A 26,599-nucleotide genomic window follows, 5' to 3' on the forward strand; every position below is an offset into this window, starting at 1 on the left:
TCAGCGCCGCCTTCGCCCTGCGCTGCTTCGCCGCCGCCACACCACGAGGGCGGCCACGCCGGCACCGGCCGGCACCAGCCTCCACGCCGCACCGGCACCGCCCGGCTTCTCGACGGAGGCGGTCGTCCTGGTGCCGCGCTCGCAGTAGTCCTTGGCCGGTCCCGCGATCGGGGCGCACGGATTGTCGTTCGTGGGACGGGTGTCAGCGGCGAAGGCGCGCCCCGTGTCCGGCCACCATGCGTGCGGGACACCCACCCCGACGGTCAGGGCGAGCACGCCGACCACGACGGCGGCCACAGCGAGGACACATGCGGCGGCAATGCGCCGGGAGCGGTCGCAGGGCGAAGAGATCATCAGACGTGTTCCTTTGGACGGGTTCCTGCGGTCTCATCGGCGGGCTCCGCACGCTGGGCGGGCGGGGCTGTGCTCGTGGGGCGTCCCGGCGTGGTGGTGATGGAGGTGGTGATGCGCCGGATGCGGGGGATGGTGACCTTGATGCGGCCGGTGTTCTGCCGCGGGCAGGCCAGCAGGAACTCGCCTTCGCGGCCCTTGCGGCCGACGGGGGACAGGCCGGTGGTCACGAGCCGCACCAGCGCGTCGTCGGCTGGGTCGAGGCCGAGGAACTCCAGCCCGCGGCGGGCGCGTTCACGGTCGGCGGTGCGGGCGAGCGCGCGGTAGGCCATCAGGCCGCGGTCGGGGCCGAGTTCGTTGGCGTCGTGGGACCCGGCGATGAGGCCGGCGCCGTGCTTGCGGCCGTCGTGGAGGATCTCGTGGACGAGCGCGGTGCCCTCGGCGGATGAGGTGAGCCAGTACAGCTCGTCCAGCACCACCGCGGTGAACCGGCAGGGGTCTTCGAATGCGGTCTGCCGGGCGATCGCGGCGATCAGATAGAGCACCGCCCGGCCGATCAGGGCCTCCAGGGGCTGCTGGTGCAGGACTTCGGGGCTCGCGAAAGCCGCCTTCGGAGGCAGTTTCAGCCCGGTCGTCGTGATCACGATCATGTCGGAGGTGCTGGAGGCGTCCAGCCGCACCGGTGGGAGCCCTGGGTCGAACACCATCGCCGCGAGCGGGTTGGTGGCGACCACGCGGATGAGGCCAGCGAGGGTGGCGGCTGCGTCCTGCCGCTTGCCCGCTTTCTGGCCGGCCATCTCCTCCAGGATTTCCAGCACGCGGTGCATGGACGGGGCCTCGCCGGCAGCGGCCTGTTCGACGGCGTGGTGCAGGACCTCGCCGCCTGTGCTCATCGGGCCGATGCCGAGTTGCAGGGTGAGGTAGGACAGGGCGTAGTGGCGGCCTTCGGGGCCGTCGAACATGCGCAGCGGGTCGATGGACACCTCGGCCTGGGCGGCGTCGATGATCTGGCAGCGGCCGGCGGCCGCGCCGCGGGCGAAAGTGGCCCACTCGCGTACGAGGGTCCGGTCGATGCAGATCGCGCATCCCCCGCGCGCCCAGACCGCCTCGGAGATCAGCTTCTCCAGGACGCTCTTGCCCGCGCCGAGGTCGCCGACGATGCCCATGGACGCCGAGGCGTCCTGTTTCGGCGCGTCCGCCACGTTGATCATCACCGGGCGGGTGGTGCCGCAGTCCAGGTCGATCCCGAGGAACATTCCGTTCGGGTCGCCGACCTCTGAGGCGGTGAAGGCCCCGCCCAGCGCCCAGTCCTCGGAGACCTGGTGCTGGGTGAACTCCCTTACGACGCCCGGCCGTACGGTGCCGGGCAGCCCGAGGGTGAACAGGGCCTCCTGGAGTCCGGCCGGGCGCACGGCCCGGTAGTCGGCGCCGCCGAGCAGGGCGGCCAGGGCGCGGGCCCTGGCGTCGCAGACCGCGGCGGTCGGCCCCCAGACCGTCAACCCGGTCACCGACTGGACCTCGACCTCCACGCTCGTGCGGGACAGCCGCGCGTCCAGCTCGCCCAGGTCGCGGGCGGCGTCGGTCAGGGAGGCGGGCATGCCGGTGGGGCGGGCGTCGTACTGGTCGGCCTGGTCGATGAGTTCGTTCTTCTTGCGCCGCACCTGGTCGCGGGCCTTCTCCGCCGGCACGAGGGTGAGGTCGACGGTGTAGTCGACCGGGAAGTCCAGGGTCTCCAGCTGGGCGAACAGATCGGCCGCCTGCTGACTGACCGCGGGCGGGCACTCAGCCAGCGCAAGGTGGGCCTGGTAGCCCACCCCGGAGTCGGACTCGACTTGCAGCCAGCGACGGCCGAGCGGGGAGCCGGTGTTCACCCGCCACCAGGACGTGCGGCCCGACCGCGTGATCCGGCCCGAGCCCTTGAGCTCGTCGACGTCGTCGAGGGCAGCATCGATGCCGCCCTCGTGCAGGCGTACCTGGCCGAGGTCGGCGTAGCTGGGGGAGCGCAGGACCCCGTCACGGATCTGCCCGCCGTACAGCTCGCTGGTCTCGGCCTCGGCGAGCAGCGGCTCGGCCAGGCCGCGGTGCAGGGCGTGCTGGATCATCCACACGATCTCCGCCGGCCGGGCGGGGCGGAACGCGGTTGCTCCGGCGAGCGCGGACTCCACCCGGGAGGCCTGCTCGCGGTAGCCGGCCACCTCCCGCCGAGCCACGGGCGCAGCCCGCATCCCCAGCAGCGGCGCGACGTCGGCCCATACCGCTCCCAGCGACGCGGTGACCTGCCCGCCCGCGGCGTCACTGTGCAGGGGAACGGCCAACCACAGGGTGCGCCGGTGCATCTCCTGCTCGCTCAGCAGGTCCAGGGTGGCTTCGACGTTCTCCACCCACGGATGCACACCGCTGCCCTCAGCCCGGTCCGTGGGCTCGATGCCCTCGACCATCTTCAGGGCGATCTCGCCCGGGTCGACCTGCGCGCACAGCCCGAACAACCTTGGTGCCCCGGACAACGAGCGCACCAAATGCGTGACCTGGGCGAGCTGTTCGTCACGGACCGCGGCGGGCACGTAGGTGCCCTGGATCGTCTCCTCGCGGCGGCCGCGGGCATCAGGCTCGGGATGAAGCCGGTAGATCGCCCACACGCTGCCGTGCGTCGACCACGCCAGATGCCCGGCGATGTGACGGATCGGAATCCTCACCGCGACGCACCCCCTTGCTCAGCGAGAGCAAGCAACTGCTGGACGCCTGACAGCGGTCCAGCCGACGCCGGAGCAACCGCCTGCGCTGTTGCCGGACGGAGCAGGGACGAGCGGGACGGTGCGGGACGGCGTGGAGCGCGGGCGCGGGACGCGGACTGCCGAGACGCCCGACCTGGTGCCTCTGACGAGGCGGGAGAGGGCGCGTCCTCGATGGTGAACCCTCCGAGCAGCGGCCGGGGAGCCCGGTCGTGGGCGGCCCTGCCGCCGATCCGGCCACCGCGCGGCTGCCAGCCGAGGAGCAGCCAGCCCCACGCAGCCTGTATCGGGGCACGGCCGGCGATCCTCGGACGACGCACCGTCCACACGGCCAGCACCCATGCGACGACGGGGACCGGGCCCATCCACGACCACCAGCTGACCGTCTTCACCAGGAGGAAGCCGCCGCCGACCGCGAGGGCGATCTGCGCGGGCGTGTAGGGGCCGAGGGGGATCTTCCAGTCCGCGACCTTCCCCAGCACCCAGGGGTGGCGGCGGGCGGCGGTGTAGAAGCGGCTCACCCGGGCCGCGGCTGCCGCGCTCACAGCCAGCCCCCCACACCCGGCGAATGCTCGCGCGACGTTGGCAGTTCGGACTGAACCATGCCCGGTACGGCGGGTGCGCCCTTGGCCGGGTTCTTCACCTCGTCCTCGAACATGCTCGCGAGGTCGTTGCGTGAGTTGTACAGACCCAGCGCGACCACCATCAGGATCAGCGCGCCGATCCCGGCCTTCAGCGAGAACTTCTGGATCATGATGCAGACCACGAGCCCGACCAGCCCCACCTGGAGGCCTTTGGCCGCCCAGTCCCCGAGCATGGCGATCCACGCGTCACCAGAGTCGTCCAGCCGCCCGGCGAGGACGACACTGTTCATGGTGTTCACCGGGCACCCCCGACCGTGCCGACGCCGGACTCAAGCGCCGTGACTTCCCACCGGCCCGAGCGGGCCCTGAGCGCGAGCTCGTATGCCAACGGCCACCGCCCACCAGCGTCTTGGGCTTCCACCTGCGCGAGGATGCGGACCTTCGTTCCGTCGGTCGGGACCTTCTGGGCGGCCGCCGGTTCCTCGACAGCGGACACCTGCTGCGTCTCGACGGACGTGTACGGGGCGGGGGAGACCGGCGCCAGCGTTACGCCGGGGGCGAGGTAGCGGTCGACCTCGCCGGCACCGGTCACATACGCGGCGAGGAACTCCGCGACCGCCGACGTCAGATCGCCCTCCGGGACGCTCACGCTGTACGCCGACTTCGGCGCCTTGGCCGGAGCTGGGCCGGTCACTGCGCCCGGCGCGCCAGTCACGGTGAACGAGGCCCCCGCACGGTCGGCGGCCACCGGCACCGCGAAGTAGCGCAACCGTCCGTCGGCGTACTGCGCAGCCAGCGTCACCGACCACGCCTCGTCGGTCCGCTGCGCACTGCGCACCGCTGTCACCGACTCCGGGGCGGGCTGCGCATCCGACGTCTCGGGCAGATCGACGTCCGGGCCCATCGACTGCGCAAGCCGGGCCTGCGCAGTGCTCTCGCCGCCCGCGCGGCTGCGCAGCCACGCGTCGAGGAAGAGGGTGGCGTAGCCGGCTGGGCTGGCCGGCACGGTCGTTTCAACAGTGGTCGGTTGAGTCGCGGGTGCGGCACGGACGACGGTGGCCGGTGTGGCCACGGCGAAGGCCAGCGCGATGGGGCCGGCCGCTACCGCACCCCACACGCCCAGGTGGCCCAGGCGGACCCGTCGCCGCATCTGCTGCAGCCGGGCCCCCGCAGCGGTCGGAGGAGCAGCGTGTTCTTCCGCTGCCTGCTTGGCAGGAGACATGGTCGACCTCCCAGGTCAGAGCGCGTTGTTGCGTCTGACCCGAGGCAATCCGTCGACCCCGACCTGACCAGCGACCATGAAGGCCCGACCACGATCACGAATAGGCCACAAAGCCGTGGTCGGGTTTGTGGTCGCCCCGACCACAGAGCCGACCACGACATTTCGCACCCCACGAAGCCGCCTCCCGCCCGGGGACTGCATGGCGGTCGGGGCGGCGGTGTGCAGCCCCGCGCGGGACGGTTGCCTGCCGGTGAGTAGTGGTCCGGCCTCCTGCTCCGGGGACTGCTCACCGGATGCGCAGCCGGTTCCCGGCGAGCGCCGTCTGGCGAAGGCGGCTGCGCATTCATCCGCGCATGTCGATTGCGCACGACCCCGCGATCCGGTGCGCAGCGCGCGCAATGCCCCGCCTGGGGTTGCGCAGTCGATGGTGGGCACCGATTGCGCAGCCGGGATCAGGCAGTCGTTCCACGGGAGGCCGCGGGGGCGCTGGGTGGCGGCCGGTCCGTGGAATCGGTCGGCCTCAGTCCGTCGTGGAGCTTCCAAGGAACGCGTCGCGGATCGAGGAAGCCACGACACGGAACGTTCCGGAGAACGCTCCGCCGATCGCCGCCAGGCCGGCCTTCTTCGCGAAGTCCGTCCGCTTCGAGGCCTTGTCCTCGGCCACTTGCCGGGGCTGCGCCGGGCGCCCACCGGCCGTCGGGCCGGACGGATCGGGGCCGGCGGTGCCCTGCTTGTCACTCACTGGTTCCTCCAAGAGATGTATCGGGATGGTGCGCTGTACCGGACCAGGACGATGGAGAGCCCAGGGTTTAGCCGCGCAACTCGACGTTCGAGCGTGCCCGTTCGGCAGATCCGCGTCAGCAGGGAGCTCTGTCCACTACTCGTCGGTGTCGGCTTCCGTGGAGGGCGGAGATCCCCCTTGGAGCCCCAGGGCCGGGCTCGCGTTGAGACCAAGCGGTCCGACTTCGACGGTGGTCAGGGCAGGCGGCAGCTGGTCGGGCCCGACCACACACCCGACCATGGCGGTCCAAGGCGCATGTTGCCGGATCGTGACCGATGGTCGGGGGTTGTGGCCGACGGTGTGGTCGGGGGCACCGGATGAGCTGGCGGCATGGAACACATGTACGTCCACGTCTCCCGGCCCGCCAACCGCCCCTCCCGGGTGGCACTGGTGCGGCGCGCTGACCGCCGCGCGCGGTCGGCCTCGGGGATACGTCGATGAACGGCTTCGGGACGGGGGTCCGCCGGGGGGTCATGGCCGGCGATCAGTTCACCCAGATCGCCAACGGGCTGTTCCGGGACGCGCGGTTGTCCTTCAAGGCGAAGGGGATCTTCGGGTACGTCTCCACGCACCGGGACGGCTGGCAGGTCACTCTCGCCCACCTGGTGTGCGTGGGCGCCGACGGACGGGAGGCAGTGCGTTCCGGCTTGAAGGAGCTGGAGACGTACGGCTACCTCATCCGTGAACGGCTTCGGCGCCCGGACGGAACGCTCAGCAAGGTGGTCTACTCGATCACCGACCGCCCCGCCACCATCGACAACACCTTCCTCGATGTCCCCGCCACCTTGGTCGACGGCGACGGGCAGGATGCCGGTTTCGGGGCGGGGGTCCGCCGGGGGGTGATGGCCGGCGATCAGTTCACTCAGATCGCCAACGGGCTGTTCCGGGACGCGCGGTTGTCCTTCAAGGCGAAGGGGATCTTCGGGTACGTCTCCACGCACCGGGACGGCTGGCAGGTCACGGTCGCAGAGCTGGCACGCCGCGGCCGCGAAGGCATCGACGCCATCACCACGGGTCTCAAGCAGCTGGAGCGGCACGGGTTCCTCTACCGCATCCGTGACCGGAATTCTGACGGCACGCTCGGGGCAGCCGCCTACTTCATCACCGACCTGCCCGCCCTGCAAAACCCCAGGTCGCAGCCAGAGTCGGGTTTTCCAACATTGGCTGAGCCTACGTTGGCTGATCCCGGCACTAAGAACACCATCGTTAAGAAGACCACACAGCAGGACACCAGATCCCTCCGTCCGTGCGGCCGCAGCGAATCGCCGCGAACCCCTGGACGGGCCGGCCGGCCGGATTCACCGACTCCAACGCCTGCGCCCGTGGCGGATGAGATGCACCCCGGGATCCGGCTGCTGCTGTCGATCGGAGCGGCCCGTCCCGAACTCCTGCTCACCGGACAGGCGCTGACCAATCAGGGCCGTGTCGTGACCGTGATGCTGGAAACCGGCTGGAGCCCGGAGCAGCTGCGGCAGGTCATCGCCGGCCGGCCCCTGCCGCATCCGGTGCGGACCACGGTCGGCGCGATCGTCGCCGCCCGCCTGCGCGCCGCCCAGGCCTACCCGCCGCCCGCCGTCGCGGCCGCCCACCGCAACGAGCCCGTGCCGGACGACTCGATGCCGTTGCCGACCACCCACTCAGCCGGGTCCGCACGCACGGTGAGCCAGGCCCTGACCTACCGGGCCCTAGCCGAATGCGCCAGCTGCGGCCATCCCGGCACCGCGCCCGGAGAGGACCTCTGCCCGGCCTGCCTCAACTGGCCGCGGTGCCGCACCTGCCCCGGCCCGACTCCCCGCCGCGCACACCCCGACGGCGACGGCCGCTGCGCCACCTGCACCTCAGCGCTGACCGACCCTCTGGAAGCGAGCACCTCATGACGGACACCCTGCCCACACCACCCCCACGGGCTCTGCGCCCCTTCGCCCGCGACCCGCGACGCTGGGAGAAGGAACGATCCCGCGCGCTGCGGAGCGGACACGTCTGCCGCGATACCGCGTGCACCGGCACGTGCGAGGTTGCTCTCGTGTACGAGCGCACCGGGTGGGGATGGCTGGCCTGGAACGTGCCCGGCGACGACACACTGCCCGAACAGCCTGCACAGATCGGTGTGCTCACCCCGGGCGCGACGATGATGCAGCGGCCGGCGGTGCGCTGGCTAATCAGGCGCCCCGCACACCGCATCACTCTGGCCGCCAGCAGCCCCGCATCTTTGCGGTTCTCCGCGGTCATCGTGGGGGTCATCGGCCTCTTCGCTGCCCTGTACGCATTGAGCCGCGGCATCCCCGGCGGCGTTGTGCTGCCGGCGATGCTGCTCACCCCACTGCTCGCCGAGCACCTGCCCGACTGGCTCGACGCCCGGGCGGTCGAGTACGTCCGCTGGGCAGAAGGCGACGCTGCCTGCCAGTACCTCCAGCGCCTGGCCGCCCTGCACACCTACCTCCTCGAGGCGGCCGCCGACAGCGACCGCTACGAACTACGGCGCTCGGCCGAGGTCGGCCACCACCTGTTGTGGGACGCCGCCGACCTGCTCCAGGGCGAGGAGTCCCGCCTGGTCTCGGCGCGCCTCATTGGCCGGGAGCGGCTGATGGTCCAGGTCGCCCACCAGGTCGCCCAGGTCCTGGAGCACGCCCGTGCCGAGCCAGCATCCGGCGAGGCGGTCCAACCCCAGGGCGGCGAGAGCCCATTGGGGCCGCTTCCACCCGGCTTCGAGCCGGCGACGTCGCCGCCGACAGCAGCGCCCGAACCCGTCACTTCACCGCTGAAGGGATCCCAATCGATGGCTCAGGCCCAGTCCGACGACGCAGTCCGCACCACGGACGTCTATCTACTCTTCGCCCACGCGCCGTACTACCCCGGCGGCGGCGCGCAGGAGGTCAACGCGACCGTGGTGGCCGCCGCCTGCCTGCTCCACCCCCAGGTGCGACAGCCTGACGGCGTGCGGATCCATGACCGCCTCACCCGGGGACGCAAGCCGGGCGAGATCATCCCGCTGGCTACGCTCACCCACGAGCTGGGGGGCGGTGCCGACTGGCCGTACGTCGGAGACTGGGAGAAGGTCACCACCGATCTCGTGCAGCTCGTGCGTACCGCAGGGTGTGACGCCCTCAGCCTCGGCCTGCCCGAGATCGCCCGCGCCCTCATCTGCACCGGCCCGAACAACCACGTGCGCACCCTCGACACCGCAGCCGGCCAGAGCCTCACCTACGGTCCGAAGGAACGCGCCGCCGTCCTGGCGAAGATCGACACCTACCTTGCCTGCCTCGTCGCCGAACAGGACCTCTGGCCGGGAGACGGACTACTGCCCCCGTACTTCCAGCAGGCGTGAACGAATCCTCTACTTACATCGTGGTTGGGACTCGAATAGCCGAGCGTGCAGACGCGCACGGTCTTTGCAGATGGCACCTCCGTGCGCTCTCAAGATCCCCCATGCGCGCCAGCACGATTCCTGAGCGGAGGCAGCCGCCGGGGCATGCTCTCGGCTGATGTCCGCCCAGTGAAGGGATCCCATGCGTCTTCGTCATACCCTCAGTGCCACCCTCGGCGCGCTCGCGCTCATCGTCTCCTTGCCGACCTCAGCGAGCGCCGCCACAGGCAACTTCTCCTACAAGTTCGTCGGCCTCGACGGCTATCCGCAGGCGGTCACTCTGCACGACCCGGAGAGCCCCGGCTGCATGGTCCTGCCGGAAGTAGCGGACCCGGGCTCCTCCGAGCCCGCGTTCGCCCCGCACAACGACACCGACGAGTGGGTGATGGTGTTCACCGAGCCGGACTGCACGGGCGACTCCTGGACGCTGCGCCCGCACGGGAATCCCACCACGGACCGGCTCACGTTGCGTTCGGTGTTCCTGACCGGACGCCACTGAAAGGCATTTCATCCGCTCTTCTTTGAGGGGGTGGCCCCGCTGAGACCGCTACCGACGGCCGCCGTTCAGCCGTCGGTAGCGAGCCCGTGTTCAGCGAGGAAGGAGCCGGTGGCGCTGATGGAGGCTGCGAGTGTTGCAGCGGTGGCGCGGGCCTGCGCGTAGTGGCCACACCATGCGGCTCCATGGTGAGCGTCGGCGGCGTAGGCCACGGCCAGGTCGGCGAAGTTGTCGCAGCGTCCAACGAGTTCCTGCAGAGCTCTCCAGGCCCGGTAGTGGTCGTCCGCTTCAAGCACGTGCCCGGCGAGTTCCTCCAGGTTGTCCATAGGGCGGTCGAGAGCGGCCCGGGCGTTGGCGAGTACCTGGCTCGTCTGCTTGATCGCCTGTGCCGGAAGGACGCCTCCAACGTCGTAGGAGCCTGCGTGCTCACGGGCCCGACGCAGGCTGGTCAGCCGGGCGCAGCGCTGGGCCACGTCCCACAGAGTGGCGTTGGCCGTGGCCAGCAAGGCGGGTTCGTCGAGGTGTCCGGCCTTCACCACGTCGACCCTCCTCAGGGCCGCGTGTAGGGCCCTGGCCGTGCCGACCAGCTGCCAGGTGTCCTCGTCGAGATCGTCGAACAGCACGTAGCGGCGGTGCAACCGGGCGTAGACGTCCTGCTGGCCCAGGATGTAGTGGCGGTGGAACCAGTTTCCCACCTTCTTGCCCCGCCCAGGTGGCTCGGCATCCCACGGGAACGCGCCGGTCGACAGGGAGAAGAAGGGCTGGGTGAGCTCGCGAACCAGGGCAGCACCGAGCATTGGGTCCGCGGCGATCGGGATGCGCGCGGTGACCGTCTCGGTCCTCTTCATCTGCTCGCACGAGAAGACGCGTGAGTGGTACCGCCCCAAAAGTTGTTCCGTGGCCGAACCCGCGCTGAGCTCGGCGCGGCCGTCGTCCTGACGGCGGGCGGAGGGCGCCCGCCGGAGCCGCGAAGCGGCGTGGCGCAGGGTGGGGGAGCGGGGCGCCGGTTTCCCGGGCGGTACCTCGCGGGTCATGGGCAAGCTCCGTCGGTTACAGCGTCAGCAGCGGATCGGCGACGCCGTCGAGCAGGACGCGGCGTCCGTTCCTCGACCGGGACGGCGGTATCCGGTTCATCCGATACCGTCGACGACCTTCTCAACGGCGGGCCTTGTGATCACAAGTCGGTCCAAGGGCGAGGCTGGCCCCCAGTCAACGGCACCCACACCTCCCCCGATGGACCGTGTTGCTCGATGTCTTCCAGAACGACGGCTCCGAGGGGGACCTCGCGGGAGAGGCCCGCGACGAGCGGGTGCTGAGCGACCATCGCCTGCAGATCGCTGATCCGATTCCTCAGCCTGGCCCCGGAGGCGCCGGTGAGTACGAAAAGTACGCGAGGGTAGAGCGGGTACCACCGCAGCCACGCCGGGCCGGCAGAGGCCGGCCTGCGGCGGCCGACGGGCTGGGCTTCGTACCGGAACAGGCGGGCGTACTCGATCAGCTTCACGGCCAGGCGTTCACTGCTCATGGTGGTGCGATCGACCTCCACGAACGCTCGCAGCTTCAGCCGGTGCTCGCCATCGACGACGGTGTAGTGCATCACTGCGTCGGCAACGAGCCGCTCCCCCTCACCGATGGGGTGAGCCACCTCCGGGGTCCAGTCCCACGGGCCGTGCTCGTGTCCGAGCCTGCGGGCATCTGCCGCGAAAGGCAGATGAGCGCGAACGACGGACAAGGTGTGCGGCGTCTTCAGCGACGCTGCGGTGGTCGAGGTGATGGGGTACGGCGGGCGGCCTCGCAGGACAGGGAGATCGCGGGTCAGGCGCGCCCCTTCCGGAGTTAGGTACCAGGCGTGCGTACGAGACCGGTCCGCGTCCGGCAGTGGGGTCAGGTCGACGAAGCCCGTGGAACGTAGCTTGTTCAGCACGCGGGAGAGTAGTTGGCGGGAGCTGTCGGGCCGCAGCATCTGGCGCAGCTGGCTGGTCGTGGCCATGCGGTGCAGGGCGAGCGCGGTCAGGACCTGCAAGCGCAGCGGTTCGGAAGGGCTGGGGGCCAACTCGGCCGCCGGAGCACCGGATGGGGAACGGGTCATGGGCAGCAGACAAGCCGTGCACCCCGACCCGACCCCCGACCACGAGACCCCGACCACGGTCACGACCCAAGAACGATCTCGTGGTCGGGGCAATGGTCGGGGTTCCGTACCCGCGACCACGAGACTGCGCGAAGGCTCAAGGACACCGCGAGCATGATGCGCTCAGCCCACAGAGGCGTTCTGGAAGATTGGCGATGGCCGGTCCGCAGCAGCGGATGCTGCTGCGGGGCGTGGTGGCGAGCCACGCCATGCCGGCCATCGTGCGACATCCGGCCCGCAAGGGACCAACTCCCAAAGCCGGTTGTCGCGTTCATGGGGCGGTGCGCGGAGGAGCCGCTCACCGCCGGGTACTACTTCTTGGACCGTTGGGCGGCCTGCTGGAGGATGCGCCGGCGCGTCCACCGCCGGCGCCCGTTCTGGCGCCCGGCATTCTCAGCGACCCCGTCCGTGGTTTTCAGCAGCGGAAGGTTGCCCTGGGACAGGCTGCTGGAGAAGGAGCCGACGCTCTTGTACCCCAGCAGGGCGGCCGCCTGGCTCGCCCCCAGGAGCTCGTCGGGATCGCCGTCGACGGAAACGTCGGGCAAGGGCGGCGCCTCCGTGGCTCCGGCTCGTCGTCCGCGGCCGGGCCGGGTGGCCATCCACTCCTGCAGGGTCTGCACCTTCCAGAGCTGCCGGCGGTAGGGGTTCTCGGCCGTGCCCTTCTCTTCGACGACGTCCGGGTCGGGGAAGTAGCCGGGGTGGTCGCGCACGAAGGTGGTGACCTGGTTGGAGTTCTTGTAGCCGAGGTACCTCGAGGCGTCCGCGGCGTTCAGCAACTCCCCCGGGTCGCGCGAGGGCGGTGTGTGGTCGGCAAGCCGTGCCGGCGCCCGGTGGGCGAACCACTCGGTGACCTCCGCGTGGTCCCACAGGCGGGCGCGGCCGCGCTTGTCGACAGGCTCGGGGAATGCCTCGCCGGCCGCGTTTTCCGCGCGCCCGGTGTAGAGGCCGGTGATCCGTGCGGGTGTCAGCCCCTGTTCAGCCGCGATCTCGGCAGCGTCGGCCAGGCGAGGCTCACGGCGCGAGGTCATGGCAGAACCGTCCGTCCTGTCAGCAGCGAGCCGGCCTGCCCGACCCGCAAAGCAAATAATGGCAGGAGTTTGGTTGGAGGTCCAGCCCGCGGCTCAAGGTTTTCCCCGCAGGCCGCCCCCCTCCTACTCCTCGGGGATCAAACAGATACCGCGGCGCGCGGCGGCCTCGGCCATCTCCGCGTACGCCATGGCGGCCGGCGTCATCTTCCACTCGACCAGGGCCAGCAATGGGTGCGTGCCGGCCATGCTGTGCCCAGCGTCGCCAGCCCTTCTACGGGGTCTTTGTGAGCGACCGTGGCGCTGGTTCGGTTCCAGCTTCCCCACCCTCAACCATGCAGCGAATCAGGCCAGCCCAAGCCCTGCCCAAGGTGCCGGGCCCCCGCACCCGACGCCTCGGAAGAGGCGGGCGAGTACCGGAGGCGGCTGGGTAGGGTCGTGGAACACCGAGCTGGAGAGGTAGTTGCATGGCCAACGAGATTGTGATCGCGCAGACGACCATCGATAACGAGGACCAGGCAAGGGTGCTGGCACGGGGTGCGGTTGAGAGCAAGTTGGCAGCGGGCGTTCACATCGACGCGCCGATCACCGCCGTCTACTGGTGGAAGAACGAGATCGAGACGGCGCGGGAGTGGCGTATCTCGTACATGACGACGACAGACCGACTCCCGCAGCTGGAGGCATGGCTGTCCGAGAAGCACCCCTATGACGTCCCCCAGTGGATCACGCTGCCTGTGACCGGTGGGTCGGAGGCGTATCTGTCGTGGGTTGTTGAGGAGTCAACGGGGGACTGACGAGCGACGTGCCGTGCGGTGGGCGGCTGCGGTCGTGTTCTGAGCTTGCCCGTGTACCAAACGGGGCGATCAAGTCAGGACGCGAACTGCCGCAAGTGGTGGGCGAGTTCCCGCTCACTGTCGGGGAGCCATGCGGCGATTTTCGCGGCGCGTTCCTTGCCCATCGTGTTGGGCTTGGCTTGTGACGCGGCCGTGAACTGGCGTGATACGTAGACGCCTTGTTCGACGTCGCCTCCGTGCAGCAGGGCCGAGGCGAGATCACCGAGGACGACGACGCCGCCATCCGGTAGTTCGTCCCCGAGGCGGTCGACCGCGGTGTCGGCCGTGGCGGTGAGTTCGGATCGCCCCAACTGCCCGTACACGGAAAGGGCCAACGAATCCATCCGGTACGGCGTCACGAAGCGGACCCATGCCTGTTCGCTGGTGTGATCCGCAAAGTCGTAAGCGAAGCGTGCTCGGTCAAGCGCACGCAGCGCCCCTGTCTCGTCGCCGGCCGCGGCGGCTTCCTCCGCGTGCCTTCCGAGGACCCAGGCTGCGGCCGTGGCGTTGCCGTGGCCGCGCACATCCTGGGAGGCCCAGGACAGGAGTGCTAGCTTCCTCTTCGGTGTCGGAGCCCCGTAGCTGGCGTAGGTGAGGGCCAAGGCTCTGAGGGGAGGATGCCCGGCCTTCGCCGCGCACTCAGTCGTGACGTCGTAGTAGGCGCCAGCCTTGTCGTATTCGCCCAGGTCCCAGGCCACCCATCCGGCAAGGGCAGCGGTTTCGCCGGCTGCGATGGTGAGAGCCCGTTCGTGCGCGCCGGCGTGAGGCAGGGCTGCGGTGATCGCGTCAAGGTGCGACTCAACCGTGTTTTGCAGGCGGCGGGCACTGAGATTGAGTTCCTGGACGTGCAGGTCAGCAGCTCGGTTGATGAGCGCGATCGCAGCGGGCGTGTCGATGCGGGAGCCCTTGCTGAGAGCGAAGGCGAGTCGCCCCCAGGGCTCGGCAGCCGCGCTTACGCCGATGGCGGCGCTGCCCAGCAGTTTGCGGCGCTTCACGTCGTCCTGGTCCTCCTCGTCACGGACGTTCCCTCTCCTCCGTCGGGCGCGGGCGGCCTTGGCCTCCTGCAGTAGTTCTTCGAAGGGGACGCCGGAGGCTGCTGCGATGTGGGTGAGTGTGTGGTTCGAAGGGACGTTCTCGAACTTCTCATAGCGGCTGATTTCCCGGCGGGTCATGGTGTCCCGGCCGGAGACAGCGTTGATCGCGTCTGCCTGCTGCTCTTGCGTCCGGCCTGCGTCCTTCCGGAGCCGGAGCAACAGTTCGGCGAACGGATCTGGCATGAGTGTGACCTCTGTCGTGGGCGGAATCCAATCATGACCCCAATTCCCCCTTGACTTTCCCCCCTTGACAGATTTTTCCCCTCTGGATTCCCCTGGTAGACGGCCTCGTAGCGCGGTGCGATAGGCCCATGACCACGTACCTCAAGTCAGGCGACCGAGGCCAGCCGGTGCTGCTCTGGGACGAGATCAAGTTACGCGGCCATCTCTTGCCGAATCCGGTCCAGGGCATGGTCTGCGACTTCCCTGATCTCCGGCAGCAGGGGGTGCGCCGCACGCACAATGCGCTGCAACTGGTGCGGAAGGCGCTGGCGAACAGCCTCGTCGACGGCGGTGTGCAGGGACTGCGCGGCGCCGCCGCAGTCGTCGGCGGCCAGCCGCACTTGGGCCACGGTAACGAGCTCGATCACGCGCCACTGCGGTGCGACGGTGGTCGTTGGTACAGGACTTCCCTGCTCGACCAGTTGTATGGCGATGTCCGTCCTGCCAGTGGCCATCAGCCCTCGAAGTCGAATCTCGTGCAGGGCGTAGGGGTTGAACAACGACGTGTGTTCGGTCTCGTCGAGGAGCCGGTTCGTCTCCCGCATCGCCTCGTCGAACAGTGGCTGGTTGCGGAGGGTGCCGGCCGCACGAGCGAGCAGCGGAAAGACGGCTGCTTTCGCCTCGTGGTGCGGTGCGATGGCAGCCGCGTGCTGCAGGCGGTCGACGGCGGCTCCGTGGAGGCGGGCCTTGCGCAGTTCGTTGCCATGCATGCGCAACACGTAGGAGTTGAAGGCCGGGTCTCCGAAGTAGCGGGCGATATCGATGCTCTTCGCGGTCCAGCGGGCGGCGGTGCTCAGTCGTTCCTCCGGCAGGACGTTGCCCAGGGCCACGCCGAGGCCGACACGGGCTCGGGCCAGGAGGTGCAAGACGTCCCGCTCCGTGTGCCCATCCTCCATTCGTGCTTCGAGCCGGGCGACCAGGGGCCACAGCTCCGCGACGGCTTCGGAGGCGTGCCCGGACTGTCGAGCGATCTCGGCGAGGCGGACCGTGGACTCGCCGAACTGGAGCATGGCGCGGTGGTCGGTGTCCGCGGGATCGGTGACGCCGACGACGTGCGGAGGCAGACGCAGGACCTCGGCGATGTGCTGGCGAGAGCCGATGTCTTCAAGAGTCCGTTTGCCGAGTTCGAGGAGCGAGATGTACGTCTTGTCATAGCCGAGGAGCTGTCCGAGTTCGGACTGGTTCATGCCGTGTACAGCGCGGTGGAAGCGCAGGATGGCCCCGAGGTCGCGAGTGGCGAGGATTGCCTCGGCCTGCGGGGTTGCCCAGTGCCACAGGGCGTGTTGCGAGAGCCGTGCGACCATCGCGCTGTCCATGGTCGGTCACATCCGTGCGTACCAGGCGCCGATGGACTGCTTGTATCCGTCCGGCATGGTCAGGCCGGGCACTTCGTCGGCGGTGAACATGCCGAGCTGTTTGTGCTCGTGACTCAGCACGGGGGTCTTGTCCGGGGTGAGGACGGTGCATCCGTAAGTGACGATCACGACTCGCCGGTCGGGCATGGTCACGGGCAGGGGCTGGTAGATCCACACGTCCAGGAGAGGACCGGCCTTGACCGCCCAGCCGGTCTCCTCCTCGATCTCCCTCTCCACTGCCAACTCAGTCGTGCCATCGGTGGGTTCGAGTCGGCCTCCGGGCAGTTCCCACTCCTCGCGTTCGTTCTTCAGCAGCAGTACGCGTCGGCGGCTGTCCACAGCCACGCCCTTGACGGAGACGGGCCATGTGGGGGGCGTGTACGCCATCGCTCTCCTCGGATTGCACGTACGGCCGGGGGTATTCGGAACGTAGCACGTGCCCCGTGGCGCGAGTTGGGCATGGGTGAATTGCCCGAGTCGACAATCTGTCGCTTTACCCCCGACTCAGCAGCGGCGAACAGTGGAAGCACCACATCCCCATCCCCGCTAAGGAAATCCAGGATGCGCCGAGTTGATCAGCCGTACGCCGACATCTTCGTGCGCAATCGTATCGACCTCACCGTGCCGGGGGCGGAAGAGACGATCGCGGGGCGGTTGCGGGAAACGGGTTTGGTCACTGTCGACGGTCTTGCCTCGCGCACTGTCGTGCTCGCCTTTGCCACCCGGATCATGAATCTGGTGCCGCACCGCGACAGTGACCCAGACGGCCTCACCACGATCTGCGACACCCGACGCGACGCGCATCGGGCAGGCTTTGCTGGGTTCGGCAACGGCCCCCTCGATCCGCACACCGAACGCTCCGGCACACCCAATCCGCCCCGTCTGATGCTCCTTGTGTGCGGGCAAGCTGGCGTAACCGGTGGGGAATGCCTGCTCACCGATGGGCAGGCCGTGCACTCCGACCTCTTCACTGGTGATCGGCAGGCCGGGGTTGCGCTGGTGCAACCCCGCACCGCGTTCTTCGGCGCCGGAGACGGTCACGCCACACAGGTGTTCACCGTCCACCACGACCTGAGGGTGTCCGTTCGCCTGCGGTTCGACGGGCTGGCGCGCTGGAACCCGATGGTGCAGCCCTACCTCCCGCAACTGCGGGCTGCAGCCGTACGACATCAGGTGCGTCTCGGCCTGGCTCCTGGCCAGGGCTACCTGCTGGACAACGAACGCTGGCTGCACGCACGACGTGCCTTCACCGGCGATCGGCTCTTCTGGCGTGCCCTTGGTCAGCCCCTCTTTCCCATGCCGCGAGGGTTCACGCCCGCCACCACCTCCTGCCGCACACCCGTGCTCTTGGAGGCGGGATGATGACGGAGGGAAGCATCACGCTCGCGTGGGGTGCGATGACGTCCACCGGGCCTGTCGCCCTTAGTGCCTCAGCCGGGGACCAGGCAGTTGAGAGCGGCTTCGAAGTCGACTTCCTCCCGGCTGAGATCCGCACTGGCCAGATGAGACAAATCACTAGGACCCAGCTGAGCCAATGGGACCTGACGATGCTCACCGACGACGCCACGCTCGTCGTCTCCGAGTTGGTCACCAACGCCATCAAGCATGGCAAGGGGAGACCGGTCGGACTCAGGGTGCGGCGCTCCGCCTGCGAACTGCGCATCGAAGTGACCGACGGCACCCCGACCCCGGCACAGCTGCGTTCTGCCCACCTGGCCGACGAGAACGGCCGCGGCCTGTTACTCGTCGCGGCCGTCGCAAAGGAGTGGGGCGTGAGCCCCGACGGCACGATGACGTGGTGCTCCCTGGCGATCCCCGATGGGAGATCGTGATGGTCGCAGTGACGGCTGACGTCGCCGTGCCGTTGCTGAGCCCGCGAGCCTCCAACGATCACGAGACGATGGGTGTGGTCCTGTACGGCCTTCGCCGCTCCCTCGCCAGCGAGGCGATTGACGAGCAGCTGTACGACGACCTGAAGGCCGTACTCGGCGAGTACGCCCATCCTGCCCCGCATCTGGTCACGGCTATCGCGGCGCGGTTCCGCAAGGCGACCACCACGTTCGTGGAGATCGTTCCGTACCTCGTGCGCCCGTACCCGGTCGACGAGATGCGGCGCCTGATCTACGTGAGCGCCGAGCACCCCCACCCCGATGACGCATCGGGCCACCTCCGACGGCTCGCCCTGGCAATCCTCTCGGTTCTCGACCTGATGGGAGAAGCCGCCCCATGATGCGCACTCCCCTCGCAGACGTCGGGCGGCATCCCCTGTCTGCCCGACTCGCCGCCCGGCGCTGGGCCACGGCTCTCTACGTCCCCCACGGGGGAGACGCAGCGCCCAGCGCCGGGCGGACCCCCCACCGCCTCGCCTTTGCTCTGCTCGGCACTCCCGCCATCGCCGTAGTACGCCAGCGGATCGAATCGCGGGGCCGTCGTCGGCCGGCACCCGCCATACATCGGCTCGCGGCAACCGAGGTGCTGCCATTCGCCGCGCTGTGCTGGCAGACCACCCATGCCCGCCAAGGAGGAGAAAAGTGACCACGACCACTGTCGCCAGGATCGTCCTGACCCCGAGGGAGCGGCAGGTCCTCAAGGGCCTCGCCGACGGCAGCACGCTCGCCGCGGTCGCGTTGGACCTCAAGATCCGCGAGGGCACGGCCGCGGGATACCTCAAGCTCGCCAAGCGCAAGCTGCACGGCGTGGGCGAGAACGCCGCCGCGCTCGCCGTCGGCTACGCCATCGAGGCCATCACCCGTCCGGACCTGCTGGACCCCGAAGGGCTGTTCCTGCCCCGTGAACAGCGCGACCTCGTACCGCGCATTGCACGGGGACTGACGGCCGCGCAAATGCTCACCGAACTGAAGCCGAGGCGGACGATCGACATCATCCGCAGGGACGGCCGTGAACTCATGACGAATCTCGGGGCCAAGAACCGTGCCCACACCATCACGCGGGCGTGGCAGTACCAGATCCTGACCGCGGACCAGGTGATCACATGGCTGCGTTGAGCCCCACCGTCCCCGACAAGGCCGCGATCCTGCCGGTCGTCGAGGCGACGCTCCAATGGGACCTGAACAGCACCGATCTCCCTCCCGTCGACGTCGCTCTCGACATGGCCGAGCAGTTCACCCGCTACGGCCGGATGGTCGCCGACGAACTGCGTACTCGCTGCCTCAGCATCCCGGCCGATTCTGACGCTGGTCTCGCTGCACAGGCCACGCTCGGCGAAGCAGCCAGGCGCCTCAACCTGAAACCTTTGGCACGGAGCGCCGCCCCGCGGTCGGCCGCGCACCGCGCGCAGAACCTCGCCCGCCTCGTCCAGGCCCTGAACCGTGCGATGGATCAGGTCAGCGAGGAGGAAGCCGTTTCCGCTCCGCACGGAAGCTGCTGCGGAGATGACCCAGAACTGGGATCTCCTCCCGGTCGTGCTGACCATCGTGCCCGTGCACGGGAGGTCCCGAGAGCACGCCTTCGATGCAGGAGATGGCGCCGAGACCCCGCGCCCCGGCCGCGCTCCGTGGGGGAACAGCGGCTCACCGAAGCCCGCTGGATGACCACCATGGCCGAACTCGGGATGGTCACCATCGCGGCCGGGGACACGAACAGCTATCCGCGGCGCTCCGAACCGATCGCACTGCCGATATGGGAGAAGGTCACCGACCGCGCGCACATGGTCCAGCGCACCTACCTGGACGCGGACGGCACCCGCCGGAGCGACACCCGTCCCGACGGAGTGCTGATCGATGCCGGATACGTCGACCTTGCCCGCCACGCCGCCGACCACCTCGACGGAGTCGGCAAGGAAGCGCTCGCCGCCACGGCGGGGTTCAACAAGCCGCACTAGGGCGGGCCTCAGCGCATCGACCGCGGGTACGGCACTGGCGGCGTGGCCTCCGCGCTCGAACACGTCGAGGTCGTCGACAACGAGGACACGCGAGAAGCCTCCGACCACGCGCTGCTGATCTACCGCTTCCACCGCACTCGCCTGGAGCGCGTGCTCACCCAGGCTCAGTACGCGCTGTGCGCGGGCTGATGTGATCGCCCGCCCGCCGACCGGTGCGTGACGGTCCCGGTCGGCGGGCGGGTGCACCACCCGGCAACCGCGCCTGAAACAGGGGCCGGTGCCGGACCCAACGTGTGGGGAGGAGCCCCCTCCCACTGGCTCCTCCCCACACTCAGCCGAACGAGGTGCTGGCCAGGGCGTCGGCGTTGTATGCGCGCATCCACGTTATGCAGACCTGCCGCCCCCAAGCGGCCGGGCATTGCGCCAGGCCAGTCGGTAGTCGGACCTCTCAACAGCGTCTCCAACGGCGCCTCTCGGGCCCGGTGGCACCACTCCCCAGGTCATGCCTTCGACAGGGGGAACAGCCATGCCGGGCCCGGAGGCCAGCGGTCCCGTTGCGGAACCGCGACGAACATAACGGGAGACGCGAACTCTAGAGGAACTCGGGCGCCTCCAGACTGCCGCCGAGCGAGGGTCGGGTGCACCTTCAGCAGGTGTAAAGCACCAACCTGCCAAAGCTATCCGGGTGCGCGCACTGATTTCGGGAATCCGCTCGCTGCCCTCCACTCTCAATGCGATCGGATCGACTCCGCTTCCGAGATGGACTCTCATCGCCGATATCACGCGAATTCTGCGCAGCCTATCGCGGCCACGACATTTTGGTGCAACGGGAATGCATAAACCACTCCGTTTCACGATTCTTTTCCTGTGCATCCGTTGGTGACACGTCCATAGCCCCATGAACTGTCTGAATTCAACAGCCCGAGAGGCTCGAAGTATTCAAATAATTATCCATGAGGGTTATTCACGGTCCGATTTTCTTGATCAGCAGGGCGGCCCTGCTCGGTATCCTGGCGTTTGCGATGACGTCAGATCTCTACCGGGGCAGGGCCGTTAGGCTGGAACGTTACGACAGGGCTCGATGGGGAGCAACTGACCGGGCTGGTGGCCCGCGTGCACATAGAGTTCCGGGCGCACGCGGGACCGCGGACGGAGCAGTTGCGGGCGCTGGGCCTGTACAAGTCGGTCGTCCTGGTGCTGTATCTACTGCGGCAGAACCCGATCCAGCAAGCGGCCGCGGAGTTGTTCGGTATCAGCCAGTCCACCGTTTCCCGCCGCTGGACCACGCTGCTGCCCGTGGTAAAGAAGACCCTCGCAGCCCACGTCCCCGATCCGGCCAAGGCGTCGGCCGGCCGATCGTACTGGTCGATGGCACGCTGATACCGACGTGGGACTGGGCGAGCGAGGGTACCACAATGTACTCCGGCAAGCACCGTGACATCGGCTTCAACCTGCAGGTCGCCGCCACCCTTGCCGGGGACCTGCTCGCGGTCTCCACTCCGGTTCCAGGCTCCCGGCATGACATGTACGCCTGGCGTCAGTCCCGCTTCGCCGACCGGGAGGGCATGGGTGACCTGGGCTACGTCGGCTCCGGCCTGCTGACCGCCCGCCGCAAACCGCCCGGCCAGGAACGACCCGCCGCGGACAAGGTGTTCAACAAGAGCATTGGCAAGCTCCGCGCCGCCGTCGAACGCGCCATCGCTCACCTCAAGGACTGGAAGATCCTCGCCACCCGCTACCGCGGGCCCCTCAACCGCTTCCCCCTCATCATCGAGGCCGTCACCGCCCTCAGCTTCTACAAAAAGGGCTGGTGATCACCCTCGTGAATAGGCCTCCATGTGTGCGTCACCGTGTGCGCCATTCCGACGGTGCCGACGGTAAATATAGGCAAGGATCTGCGCCTAAAATGTCCAGATACGTGTGGTTGAGTTGAGGTATGCAGACGTTCCGAGGAGGGTCCCCCATAGGGTTCCCGTCCGGGCGCTTGGCTCCGTTTAGTGACTGAATTGATCTATGAGTACTGCCAACCGAATCACCGAGCCGCTCTCCGTCGCGACGATCGGGATCGGCTGCTGGCACCTTCCCGATGGAACGACTCTCCACAGGAGCCCTGTGGGCATGATCTCAGCGCGTGCTGGACGCACTGGTGCCGCTGTCGGTCCAGATCCTCCGGTGGGCTGGGGGTGGCGCGTCGACTCACCGCCTGACGGCTCGACAATCCGGAGCCCAACACGAACAAAGTGCACCGCACGGCACCGAGCGCACTTGAGTCACCGTCTTTCTGGTCTCGTTCGGGACGCGCTCACCTCCTGGACGCTTTGGAGGCGGTTCTGATCGTTGATTACTGATCGAACGACTGGGATTTCCTGATGATGTTCTCGACGTGCGGTTCCCAATCGAGGGGAATCAGCATCAATTCCCTCGACGTTGACGCAAGTTTCGCGAGTCAATTCTTCGCCCGCGCAGCAACCGCGAAACATGCCCATATGTCCACCCCACCAGGATCCGCTCTGGAGCTATCTGCTCTTGAAGCAGGAGACATTATGCCCCTTTATCCTGCCCGGCAATCATTTGACCGCGAACGATTCCGCGCCGATGTGCGCACCACCGCCGCGGCGATCGGTGCGCCGGTCGCCCCCCAAATCACCGACACCGTTCTCGATACCTTCCGTGACGAGTTCTCCCAGGGCGCCACATTGTGGAAGACTACCAGTAGGCCCGGCGACGATTTGGCGTATCGGTTCTTTTCCCGCGTTAAGACGGATACTGTGCGCCACGCCATCGACGCAGGATTGCTGGACGCTGCAAACCCGATGGTGACCGTCGTGGGCGCCTGGAGCAATCTGTATGGTGGAACGCCGGTGCAGTCTGGTGACTTTGACGCCGGTTCGGGGCTGGCCAAGACCTGGCTATACTTCGGCGGCCTGCGGCCGGCCGAGGACATTCTCACCGTCCCTTCCCTCACCGCCGCTGTGCAGGGACGGTTGAAGGACTTCCTCGCTCTGAACCTGAAGCACATCCGGTTCGCCGCAGTCGACTGGCGCCATCACAGCGCAAACATATATTTTCGAGGTAAAGGGCCCCTAGACACCTCTCAGTTCGCTCACATCCACGCCCTGGCTGGAGGCGTGCCGCCCACCGGCGATCTGGTGTCCGAGGTCCTCTCGTACGTGCCCGAGGACTACTGCGTCGCCGTTTCCCTCGATCTTCGGACCGGCGCTGTCGAGCGCGTCTGCTTCTATGCACTGAAGATCCCCAAGAACGCGATGCCGCGAATCCCAGATCGCATCGCGACGTTCTTCAAGTCCGCGCCCAGTTACGACGAGGACGAGTGCAACGTCATCGGCTGGTCGTTTGGCCGCAGCGGCGACTACATCAAGGCCGAGCGCAGCTACACCGGAAACATGGCCCAAGTCTTGGGCCAGTGGAACTGCTTCTTCCACGGTGACGAAGGCCGTGACCACGACCTGCGTGCCGTCCACTAGCACGCGGCATCGACCTCAGGAGGCTCCCGATGAGTCAGGCTCTGGCAAACATGCCCGGCGACGGCTATTTCCGCCGTCCTCCAGTCTTCGACAATCACTCCGACCACCGCACCTACCTCAAGCATCGCCAGGCTGTCGCGCTGCGCCACTTCGCCCGCCTTGGTTTCGACCAGGACGGCCTGGCCGGACTGATCACCGTGGCCGACCCCGAACACTCCGGCACCTACTGGGCCAACCCCCTGGCCAGAGCCTTCTCCTTGGTCACGCCTGCTGACCTGATCCGTGTGGACGGCGACAGCGCCGAGACAGTGGAGGGCGACCGTCGTGTGAACGTCGCAGCGTTCAACATTCACGCCGAGATCCACAAAGCCCGCCCCGACGTACAGGCAGTGATCCATCTGCACACGGTGTACGGGCGCGCCTTCTCCGCCTTTGCGCGAAGACTGCCACCGCTGACGCAAGATGCGTGCCCGTTCTTCGAGGACCACGAAGTCTTCGACGACTACACCGGGTTGGTGCTCGCCAAGGACGACGGTCGGCGGATCGCCAAGCAACTCGGTGGACACAAGGCGATACTGCTGAAGAACCATGGCCTGGTCACCGTCGGTGAAACCCTTGATGCAGCGGCCTGGTGGTTCACGCTGCTGGACACCTGCTGCCACGTCCAACTCCTGGCGGACGCGGCAGGCAAGCCCGAACCGATCCCCGCGGACGTGGCACGCCTCACAGGCAAGCAACTCGGTTCGCACCTATTGGGCTGGAATTCCTACCAGCCCTTGCACGATGTCGCTTTGGCCCGCAATCCGGACCTCGCGCCCGGGTCCCCTGCAATGCGAGTGCAATCGCCCGCCCTCTCCGGGTAGGGCGGTCAACAGGATGTCAGCCGGGCCGGGCACAGGCCTCCGGTTCGGCGGGCCGCACCCGAACAAGAAGGAGAAGGCGCGGGTGAACACGGAAAAGCCAGGCTACGCACACGGTCTCCTCAGCCACCGGCGAGTGGGGGAACGAGAGCGTCTGCGCCTGCTTGCGGAAGTTTGCGACCCCACCACCCAGCACATCATCGAACATCTCACACTGCCGAAACGGGCTCGCTGCCTCGAACTAGGGGCAGGCGACGGTTCGATCGCCGCCTGGCTCACCCAGCACCGGCCGGGCGGACACATCGTGGCCACCGATATTGACACCGGCTTCCTCACTACACGCACGTGGCCGTCACCTGTGACGGTGTACCAACACGACCTGGTCCGGGAAGGCTTTCCGCGCGCCGCCTACGACCTCGTACATGCCCGGGCCCTCCTCACACACTTGCCTCAGCCCGAGCAGATCACCGCCAGGCTGTGTACATGGCTGACCCCCGGCGGCTGGCTGGTCATCGAGGACCCCACCTACCTGCCCCTCGGCGCCTCCCCACATCCGGAGTTCGCCTCCCTGCTCCACGGGTGTGAGCGCCTTCTCGCTCGCACCCAGGGGACTGATCACACATGGGCCAACCGGATCGCCGCCACCATGATCGACTGCGGCCTCACAGAGGTGCGTATGACTGTACGGACGGCAGTGTGCGGGAACGGAGATCCCGAGGACGACTTCTGGCGTTCTTGCTTCAACCAGGCTGCCCCCGCTCTGATCGATCAGGGCCTTCTGACCGAATCAGAGGTCGACGGTGGTCTCCATCTGATGCAGCGACCAGGCTTCCGGGACATCGCCTGGCTCTTTATCTCCTGCTGGGGCCGACGATCCACCACCGCCCACTAGGGTCTGTTGTGAAAGTGGATCTTGGTCGTGAACCGTCATGCTTTGTGGGACGTGGTGATCTGACGAACGGCCAGTGGGCCCGTCTGGAGCCGTTGCGGCCGGTGGGCAAGAAGCCGGGGCGTCCGCGGACGTGGAAAGGCGGCAGTTGATTGACGGCATACGGTGGCGGACCCGGACTGGGGCCCCTGGCGGGATGTTCCGTCGCGGTACGGGCGCCGTGGGGCCGGTCCTACGACCTGTTCCGGCGCTGGCAGCGCGACGGCACCTGGCAGCGCATCTTCGTGCAATAGCAAGCCGAAGCTGACGCGAAAGGCCTGCTCACCTGGGATGTCAGCGTGGACGCCACCGTCGCCCGCGCCCACCAGCACGCTGCCGGAGCCCGTAAAATGGGCTCTACAGAAGGAGCCTCCCGGTGGTGTCTCCATCGAGTCGGACGACCACGGCCTCGGGCGGTCGCGCGGTGGGCTGACCACCAAGCTGCACTTGGCGGTCGAGCAGGGGCAAAGCCTCTCTCGCTGGTGATCACCGCTGGTCACTGGCATGACAGTCCGCAGTTCCAACCGGTTCTCGAACGCATCCGTGTGCCGTGCACGGGTCCGGGCCGGCCACGTAGCAAGCCGGACCGGGTCCGCGCCGACAAGGCCTACGGCTCCCGTTCGAACCGGGCCTACCTCCGTAGACGGGGGATCCGGTGCACCATCCCGGAGAAGGCAGACCAGGTCAGCAACCGCAGGAGACTCGGTTCCCACGGTGGACGTCCACCGAAGTTCGACAAGGACGACTATAAGGAACGCCAAGCCGTGGAGTGCGGGATCAACCGGCTGAAACGCCACAAATCTGTGGCCACGAGGTACGACAAGCTCGCTGTCCGCTACGAAGCAACCGTGCTGGTCGCAGCCATCAACGAGTGGCTGTGACCAGTATTTTCACGCGAACAGACTGTCCCTGGCCGCCAGCGCTTCGGCCGTAAACACGCAGGACAGCGATGGTCTGAAGTCGACGGTGGCGGATCACTAGCGGCAAAGATCGGCTCGATCAGCACCCACCGAGCAACGACCCAACACCAGTGGTCCACATGAGCAGCCCCGTCTGCCTAGGTCAGATGCCTTCAAAACTGCGACACCAGGCGACGCGTCAGCGTGTCCGATTGGGGCGGGTGACGGCATCAGACATCATTGCTCTTGCCCTCGGAGAGACAATAATGGCCCGCTCCGTCGTGGGTCGCCGACCGTCCACGACGGAGCGCGTGTTGTGGGTGTGGCTGTGTCACCTTCTCCGGGAGGCGTTTATCGCCGTCTTCGGGAGTCACATCACCGTTGGAGAAGATCGATATCGGC

Annotated in this window: 29 protein-coding genes; 16 read left to right on the top strand and 13 right to left on the bottom strand. The window is 68.1% G+C overall.

Annotated elements, in window-relative coordinates; genetic code table 11:
- From OG254_RS49280 to OG254_RS49305, 6 genes are all read right to left on the bottom strand, one after another.
- On the bottom strand, positions 1–354 hold the full coding sequence (locus OG254_RS49280) for a hypothetical protein (RefSeq protein WP_405576198.1): 354 nt from the start codon (positions 352–354) through the stop codon (positions 1–3).
- Positions 354–3,044, bottom strand: a complete 2,691-nt coding sequence (locus OG254_RS49285; RefSeq protein ID WP_405576196.1) for an ATP-binding protein — start codon at positions 3,042–3,044, stop codon at positions 354–356. Before OG254_RS49285 ends, OG254_RS49280 begins: the two co-directional genes overlap by 1 nt.
- Positions 3,041–3,625 carry a hypothetical protein gene (locus tag OG254_RS49290; protein ID WP_405576194.1) on the bottom strand — a complete coding sequence of 195 codons (585 nt, stop codon included), beginning with the start codon at positions 3,623–3,625 and terminating at the stop codon, positions 3,041–3,043. Before OG254_RS49290 ends, OG254_RS49285 begins: the two co-directional genes overlap by 4 nt.
- Complete coding sequence (locus OG254_RS49295) at positions 3,622–3,954, bottom strand: hypothetical protein (protein ID WP_405576192.1); 333 nt, start codon at positions 3,952–3,954, stop codon at positions 3,622–3,624. The genes OG254_RS49290 and OG254_RS49295 overlap by 4 nt, the downstream gene beginning before the upstream one ends.
- A gap of 5 nt (positions 3,955–3,959) precedes the next feature.
- Positions 3,960–4,886 (bottom strand): conjugal transfer protein, encoded by a 927-nt coding sequence (locus OG254_RS49300; RefSeq protein ID WP_405576190.1) that lies wholly within the window; start codon positions 4,884–4,886, stop codon positions 3,960–3,962.
- A gap of 520 nt (positions 4,887–5,406) precedes the next feature.
- Positions 5,407–5,628 (bottom strand): hypothetical protein, encoded by a 222-nt coding sequence (locus OG254_RS49305; protein WP_405576188.1) that lies wholly within the window; start codon positions 5,626–5,628, stop codon positions 5,407–5,409.
- Positions 5,629–6,104: 476 nt separating this feature from the next.
- Here OG254_RS49305 and OG254_RS49310 point away from each other — a divergent pair, with 476 nt between their 5' ends.
- The 3 genes from OG254_RS49310 (at position 6,105) to OG254_RS49320 (ending at position 9,530) form a co-directional block, all read left to right on the top strand.
- On the top strand, positions 6,105–7,544 hold the full coding sequence (locus OG254_RS49310) for a hypothetical protein (protein ID WP_405576186.1): 1,440 nt from the start codon (positions 6,105–6,107) through the stop codon (positions 7,542–7,544).
- Positions 7,541–8,992, top strand: coding sequence for a hypothetical protein (locus tag OG254_RS49315; RefSeq protein WP_405576184.1), 1,452 nt, complete (start codon positions 7,541–7,543; stop codon positions 8,990–8,992). Before OG254_RS49310 ends, OG254_RS49315 begins: the two co-directional genes overlap by 4 nt.
- Positions 8,993–9,173: 181 nt before the next feature.
- The gene (locus OG254_RS49320; RefSeq protein ID WP_405576182.1) at positions 9,174–9,530 is read left to right on the top strand and encodes a hypothetical protein; all 357 of its coding nucleotides are present in this window, start codon (positions 9,174–9,176) and stop codon (positions 9,528–9,530) included.
- A gap of 65 nt (positions 9,531–9,595) precedes the next feature.
- On the opposite strand, the gene OG254_RS49325 is transcribed toward OG254_RS49320, so the two are convergent.
- From OG254_RS49325 to OG254_RS49340, 4 genes are all read right to left on the bottom strand, one after another.
- Positions 9,596–10,561 (bottom strand): hypothetical protein, encoded by a 966-nt coding sequence (locus OG254_RS49325; RefSeq protein ID WP_405594747.1) that lies wholly within the window; start codon positions 10,559–10,561, stop codon positions 9,596–9,598.
- Positions 10,562–10,701: 140 nt separating this feature from the next.
- Positions 10,702–11,616: a replication-relaxation family protein gene (locus OG254_RS49330; RefSeq protein ID WP_405576178.1), complete on the bottom strand. Its 915-nt coding sequence runs from the start codon at positions 11,614–11,616 to the stop codon at positions 10,702–10,704.
- Positions 11,617–11,966: 350 nt separating this feature from the next.
- The gene (locus tag OG254_RS49335) at positions 11,967–12,683 is read right to left on the bottom strand and encodes a hypothetical protein (protein WP_405576176.1); all 717 of its coding nucleotides are present in this window, start codon (positions 12,681–12,683) and stop codon (positions 11,967–11,969) included.
- A gap of 123 nt (positions 12,684–12,806) precedes the next feature.
- A complete protein-coding gene (locus tag OG254_RS49340; protein WP_405576174.1) occupies positions 12,807–12,929 on the bottom strand; it encodes a hypothetical protein in 123 nt (40 codons plus the stop codon).
- Positions 12,930–13,147: 218 nt separating this feature from the next.
- Between OG254_RS49340 and cutA the strand changes: the two genes are divergently transcribed.
- Positions 13,148–13,474: a divalent-cation tolerance protein CutA gene (gene cutA, locus OG254_RS49345; protein ID WP_405576172.1), complete on the top strand. Its 327-nt coding sequence runs from the start codon at positions 13,148–13,150 to the stop codon at positions 13,472–13,474.
- Between the two features lie 74 nt (positions 13,475–13,548).
- Here the strand turns inward: cutA and OG254_RS49350 are convergent, their stop codons facing one another.
- The 3 genes from OG254_RS49350 to OG254_RS49360 form a co-directional block, all read right to left on the bottom strand.
- Positions 13,549–14,790: a helix-turn-helix transcriptional regulator gene (locus tag OG254_RS49350; protein ID WP_405576170.1), complete on the bottom strand. Its 1,242-nt coding sequence runs from the start codon at positions 14,788–14,790 to the stop codon at positions 13,549–13,551.
- Between the two features lie 191 nt (positions 14,791–14,981).
- Positions 14,982–16,145: a helix-turn-helix domain-containing protein gene (locus tag OG254_RS49355; protein WP_405576168.1), complete on the bottom strand. Its 1,164-nt coding sequence runs from the start codon at positions 16,143–16,145 to the stop codon at positions 14,982–14,984.
- Between the two features lie 6 nt (positions 16,146–16,151).
- A complete protein-coding gene (locus OG254_RS49360; protein ID WP_405576166.1) occupies positions 16,152–16,571 on the bottom strand; it encodes an NUDIX domain-containing protein in 420 nt (139 codons plus the stop codon).
- Positions 16,572–16,745: 174 nt separating this feature from the next.
- On the opposite strand from OG254_RS49360, the gene OG254_RS49365 reads away from it, so the two are divergent.
- The 12 genes from OG254_RS49365 to OG254_RS49420 all read left to right on the top strand — a co-directional run bounded on the left by OG254_RS49365 (position 16,746) and on the right by OG254_RS49420 (position 26,179).
- Positions 16,746–17,546, top strand: a complete 801-nt coding sequence (locus OG254_RS49365) for a TauD/TfdA family dioxygenase (RefSeq protein ID WP_405576164.1) — start codon at positions 16,746–16,748, stop codon at positions 17,544–17,546.
- 140 nt (positions 17,547–17,686) lie between these two features.
- Positions 17,687–18,016 carry an ATP-binding protein gene (locus OG254_RS49370; protein ID WP_405576162.1) on the top strand — a complete coding sequence of 110 codons (330 nt, stop codon included), beginning with the start codon at positions 17,687–17,689 and terminating at the stop codon, positions 18,014–18,016.
- Positions 18,016–18,414, top strand: coding sequence for a DUF6415 family natural product biosynthesis protein (locus OG254_RS49375; RefSeq protein ID WP_405576160.1), 399 nt, complete (start codon positions 18,016–18,018; stop codon positions 18,412–18,414). Before OG254_RS49370 ends, OG254_RS49375 begins: the two co-directional genes overlap by 1 nt.
- A 301-nt stretch (positions 18,415–18,715) precedes the next feature.
- Positions 18,716–19,189 (top strand): LuxR C-terminal-related transcriptional regulator, encoded by a 474-nt coding sequence (locus OG254_RS49380; protein ID WP_405576158.1) that lies wholly within the window; start codon positions 18,716–18,718, stop codon positions 19,187–19,189.
- Entirely contained in the window at positions 19,177–20,025 is an 849-nt protein-coding gene (locus OG254_RS49385) for a hypothetical protein (protein ID WP_405576156.1), read from the top strand. Before OG254_RS49380 ends, OG254_RS49385 begins: the two co-directional genes overlap by 13 nt.
- Before the next feature lie 42 nt (positions 20,026–20,067).
- A complete protein-coding gene (locus OG254_RS49390) occupies positions 20,068–20,214 on the top strand; it encodes a hypothetical protein (protein WP_405576154.1) in 147 nt (48 codons plus the stop codon).
- Between the two features lie 924 nt (positions 20,215–21,138).
- Positions 21,139–21,405, top strand: a complete 267-nt coding sequence (locus OG254_RS49395) for a transposase family protein (protein ID WP_405576152.1) — start codon at positions 21,139–21,141, stop codon at positions 21,403–21,405.
- Entirely contained in the window at positions 21,405–21,839 is a 435-nt protein-coding gene (locus OG254_RS49400; RefSeq protein ID WP_405595658.1) for a transposase family protein, read from the top strand. Before OG254_RS49395 ends, OG254_RS49400 begins: the two co-directional genes overlap by 1 nt.
- A gap of 555 nt (positions 21,840–22,394) precedes the next feature.
- Positions 22,395–23,510, top strand: a complete 1,116-nt coding sequence (locus OG254_RS49405) for an aromatic prenyltransferase (RefSeq protein ID WP_405576149.1) — start codon at positions 22,395–22,397, stop codon at positions 23,508–23,510.
- Positions 23,511–23,539: 29 nt separating this feature from the next.
- Positions 23,540–24,373, top strand: a complete 834-nt coding sequence (locus tag OG254_RS49410; protein WP_405576146.1) for a class II aldolase/adducin family protein — start codon at positions 23,540–23,542, stop codon at positions 24,371–24,373.
- Positions 24,374–24,455: 82 nt separating this feature from the next.
- A complete protein-coding gene (locus OG254_RS49415) occupies positions 24,456–25,262 on the top strand; it encodes a class I SAM-dependent methyltransferase (protein ID WP_405576143.1) in 807 nt (268 codons plus the stop codon).
- Positions 25,263–25,597: 335 nt separating this feature from the next.
- Positions 25,598–26,179, top strand: a complete 582-nt coding sequence (locus OG254_RS49420; protein WP_405576141.1) for a transposase — start codon at positions 25,598–25,600, stop codon at positions 26,177–26,179.
- The last annotated feature ends 420 nt before the right edge of the window (positions 26,180–26,599 follow it).

The sequence above is a fragment of the Streptomyces sp. NBC_01092 genome (assembly GCF_045039535.1).
GTDB lineage: Bacteria > Actinomycetota > Actinomycetes > Streptomycetales > Streptomycetaceae > Streptomyces.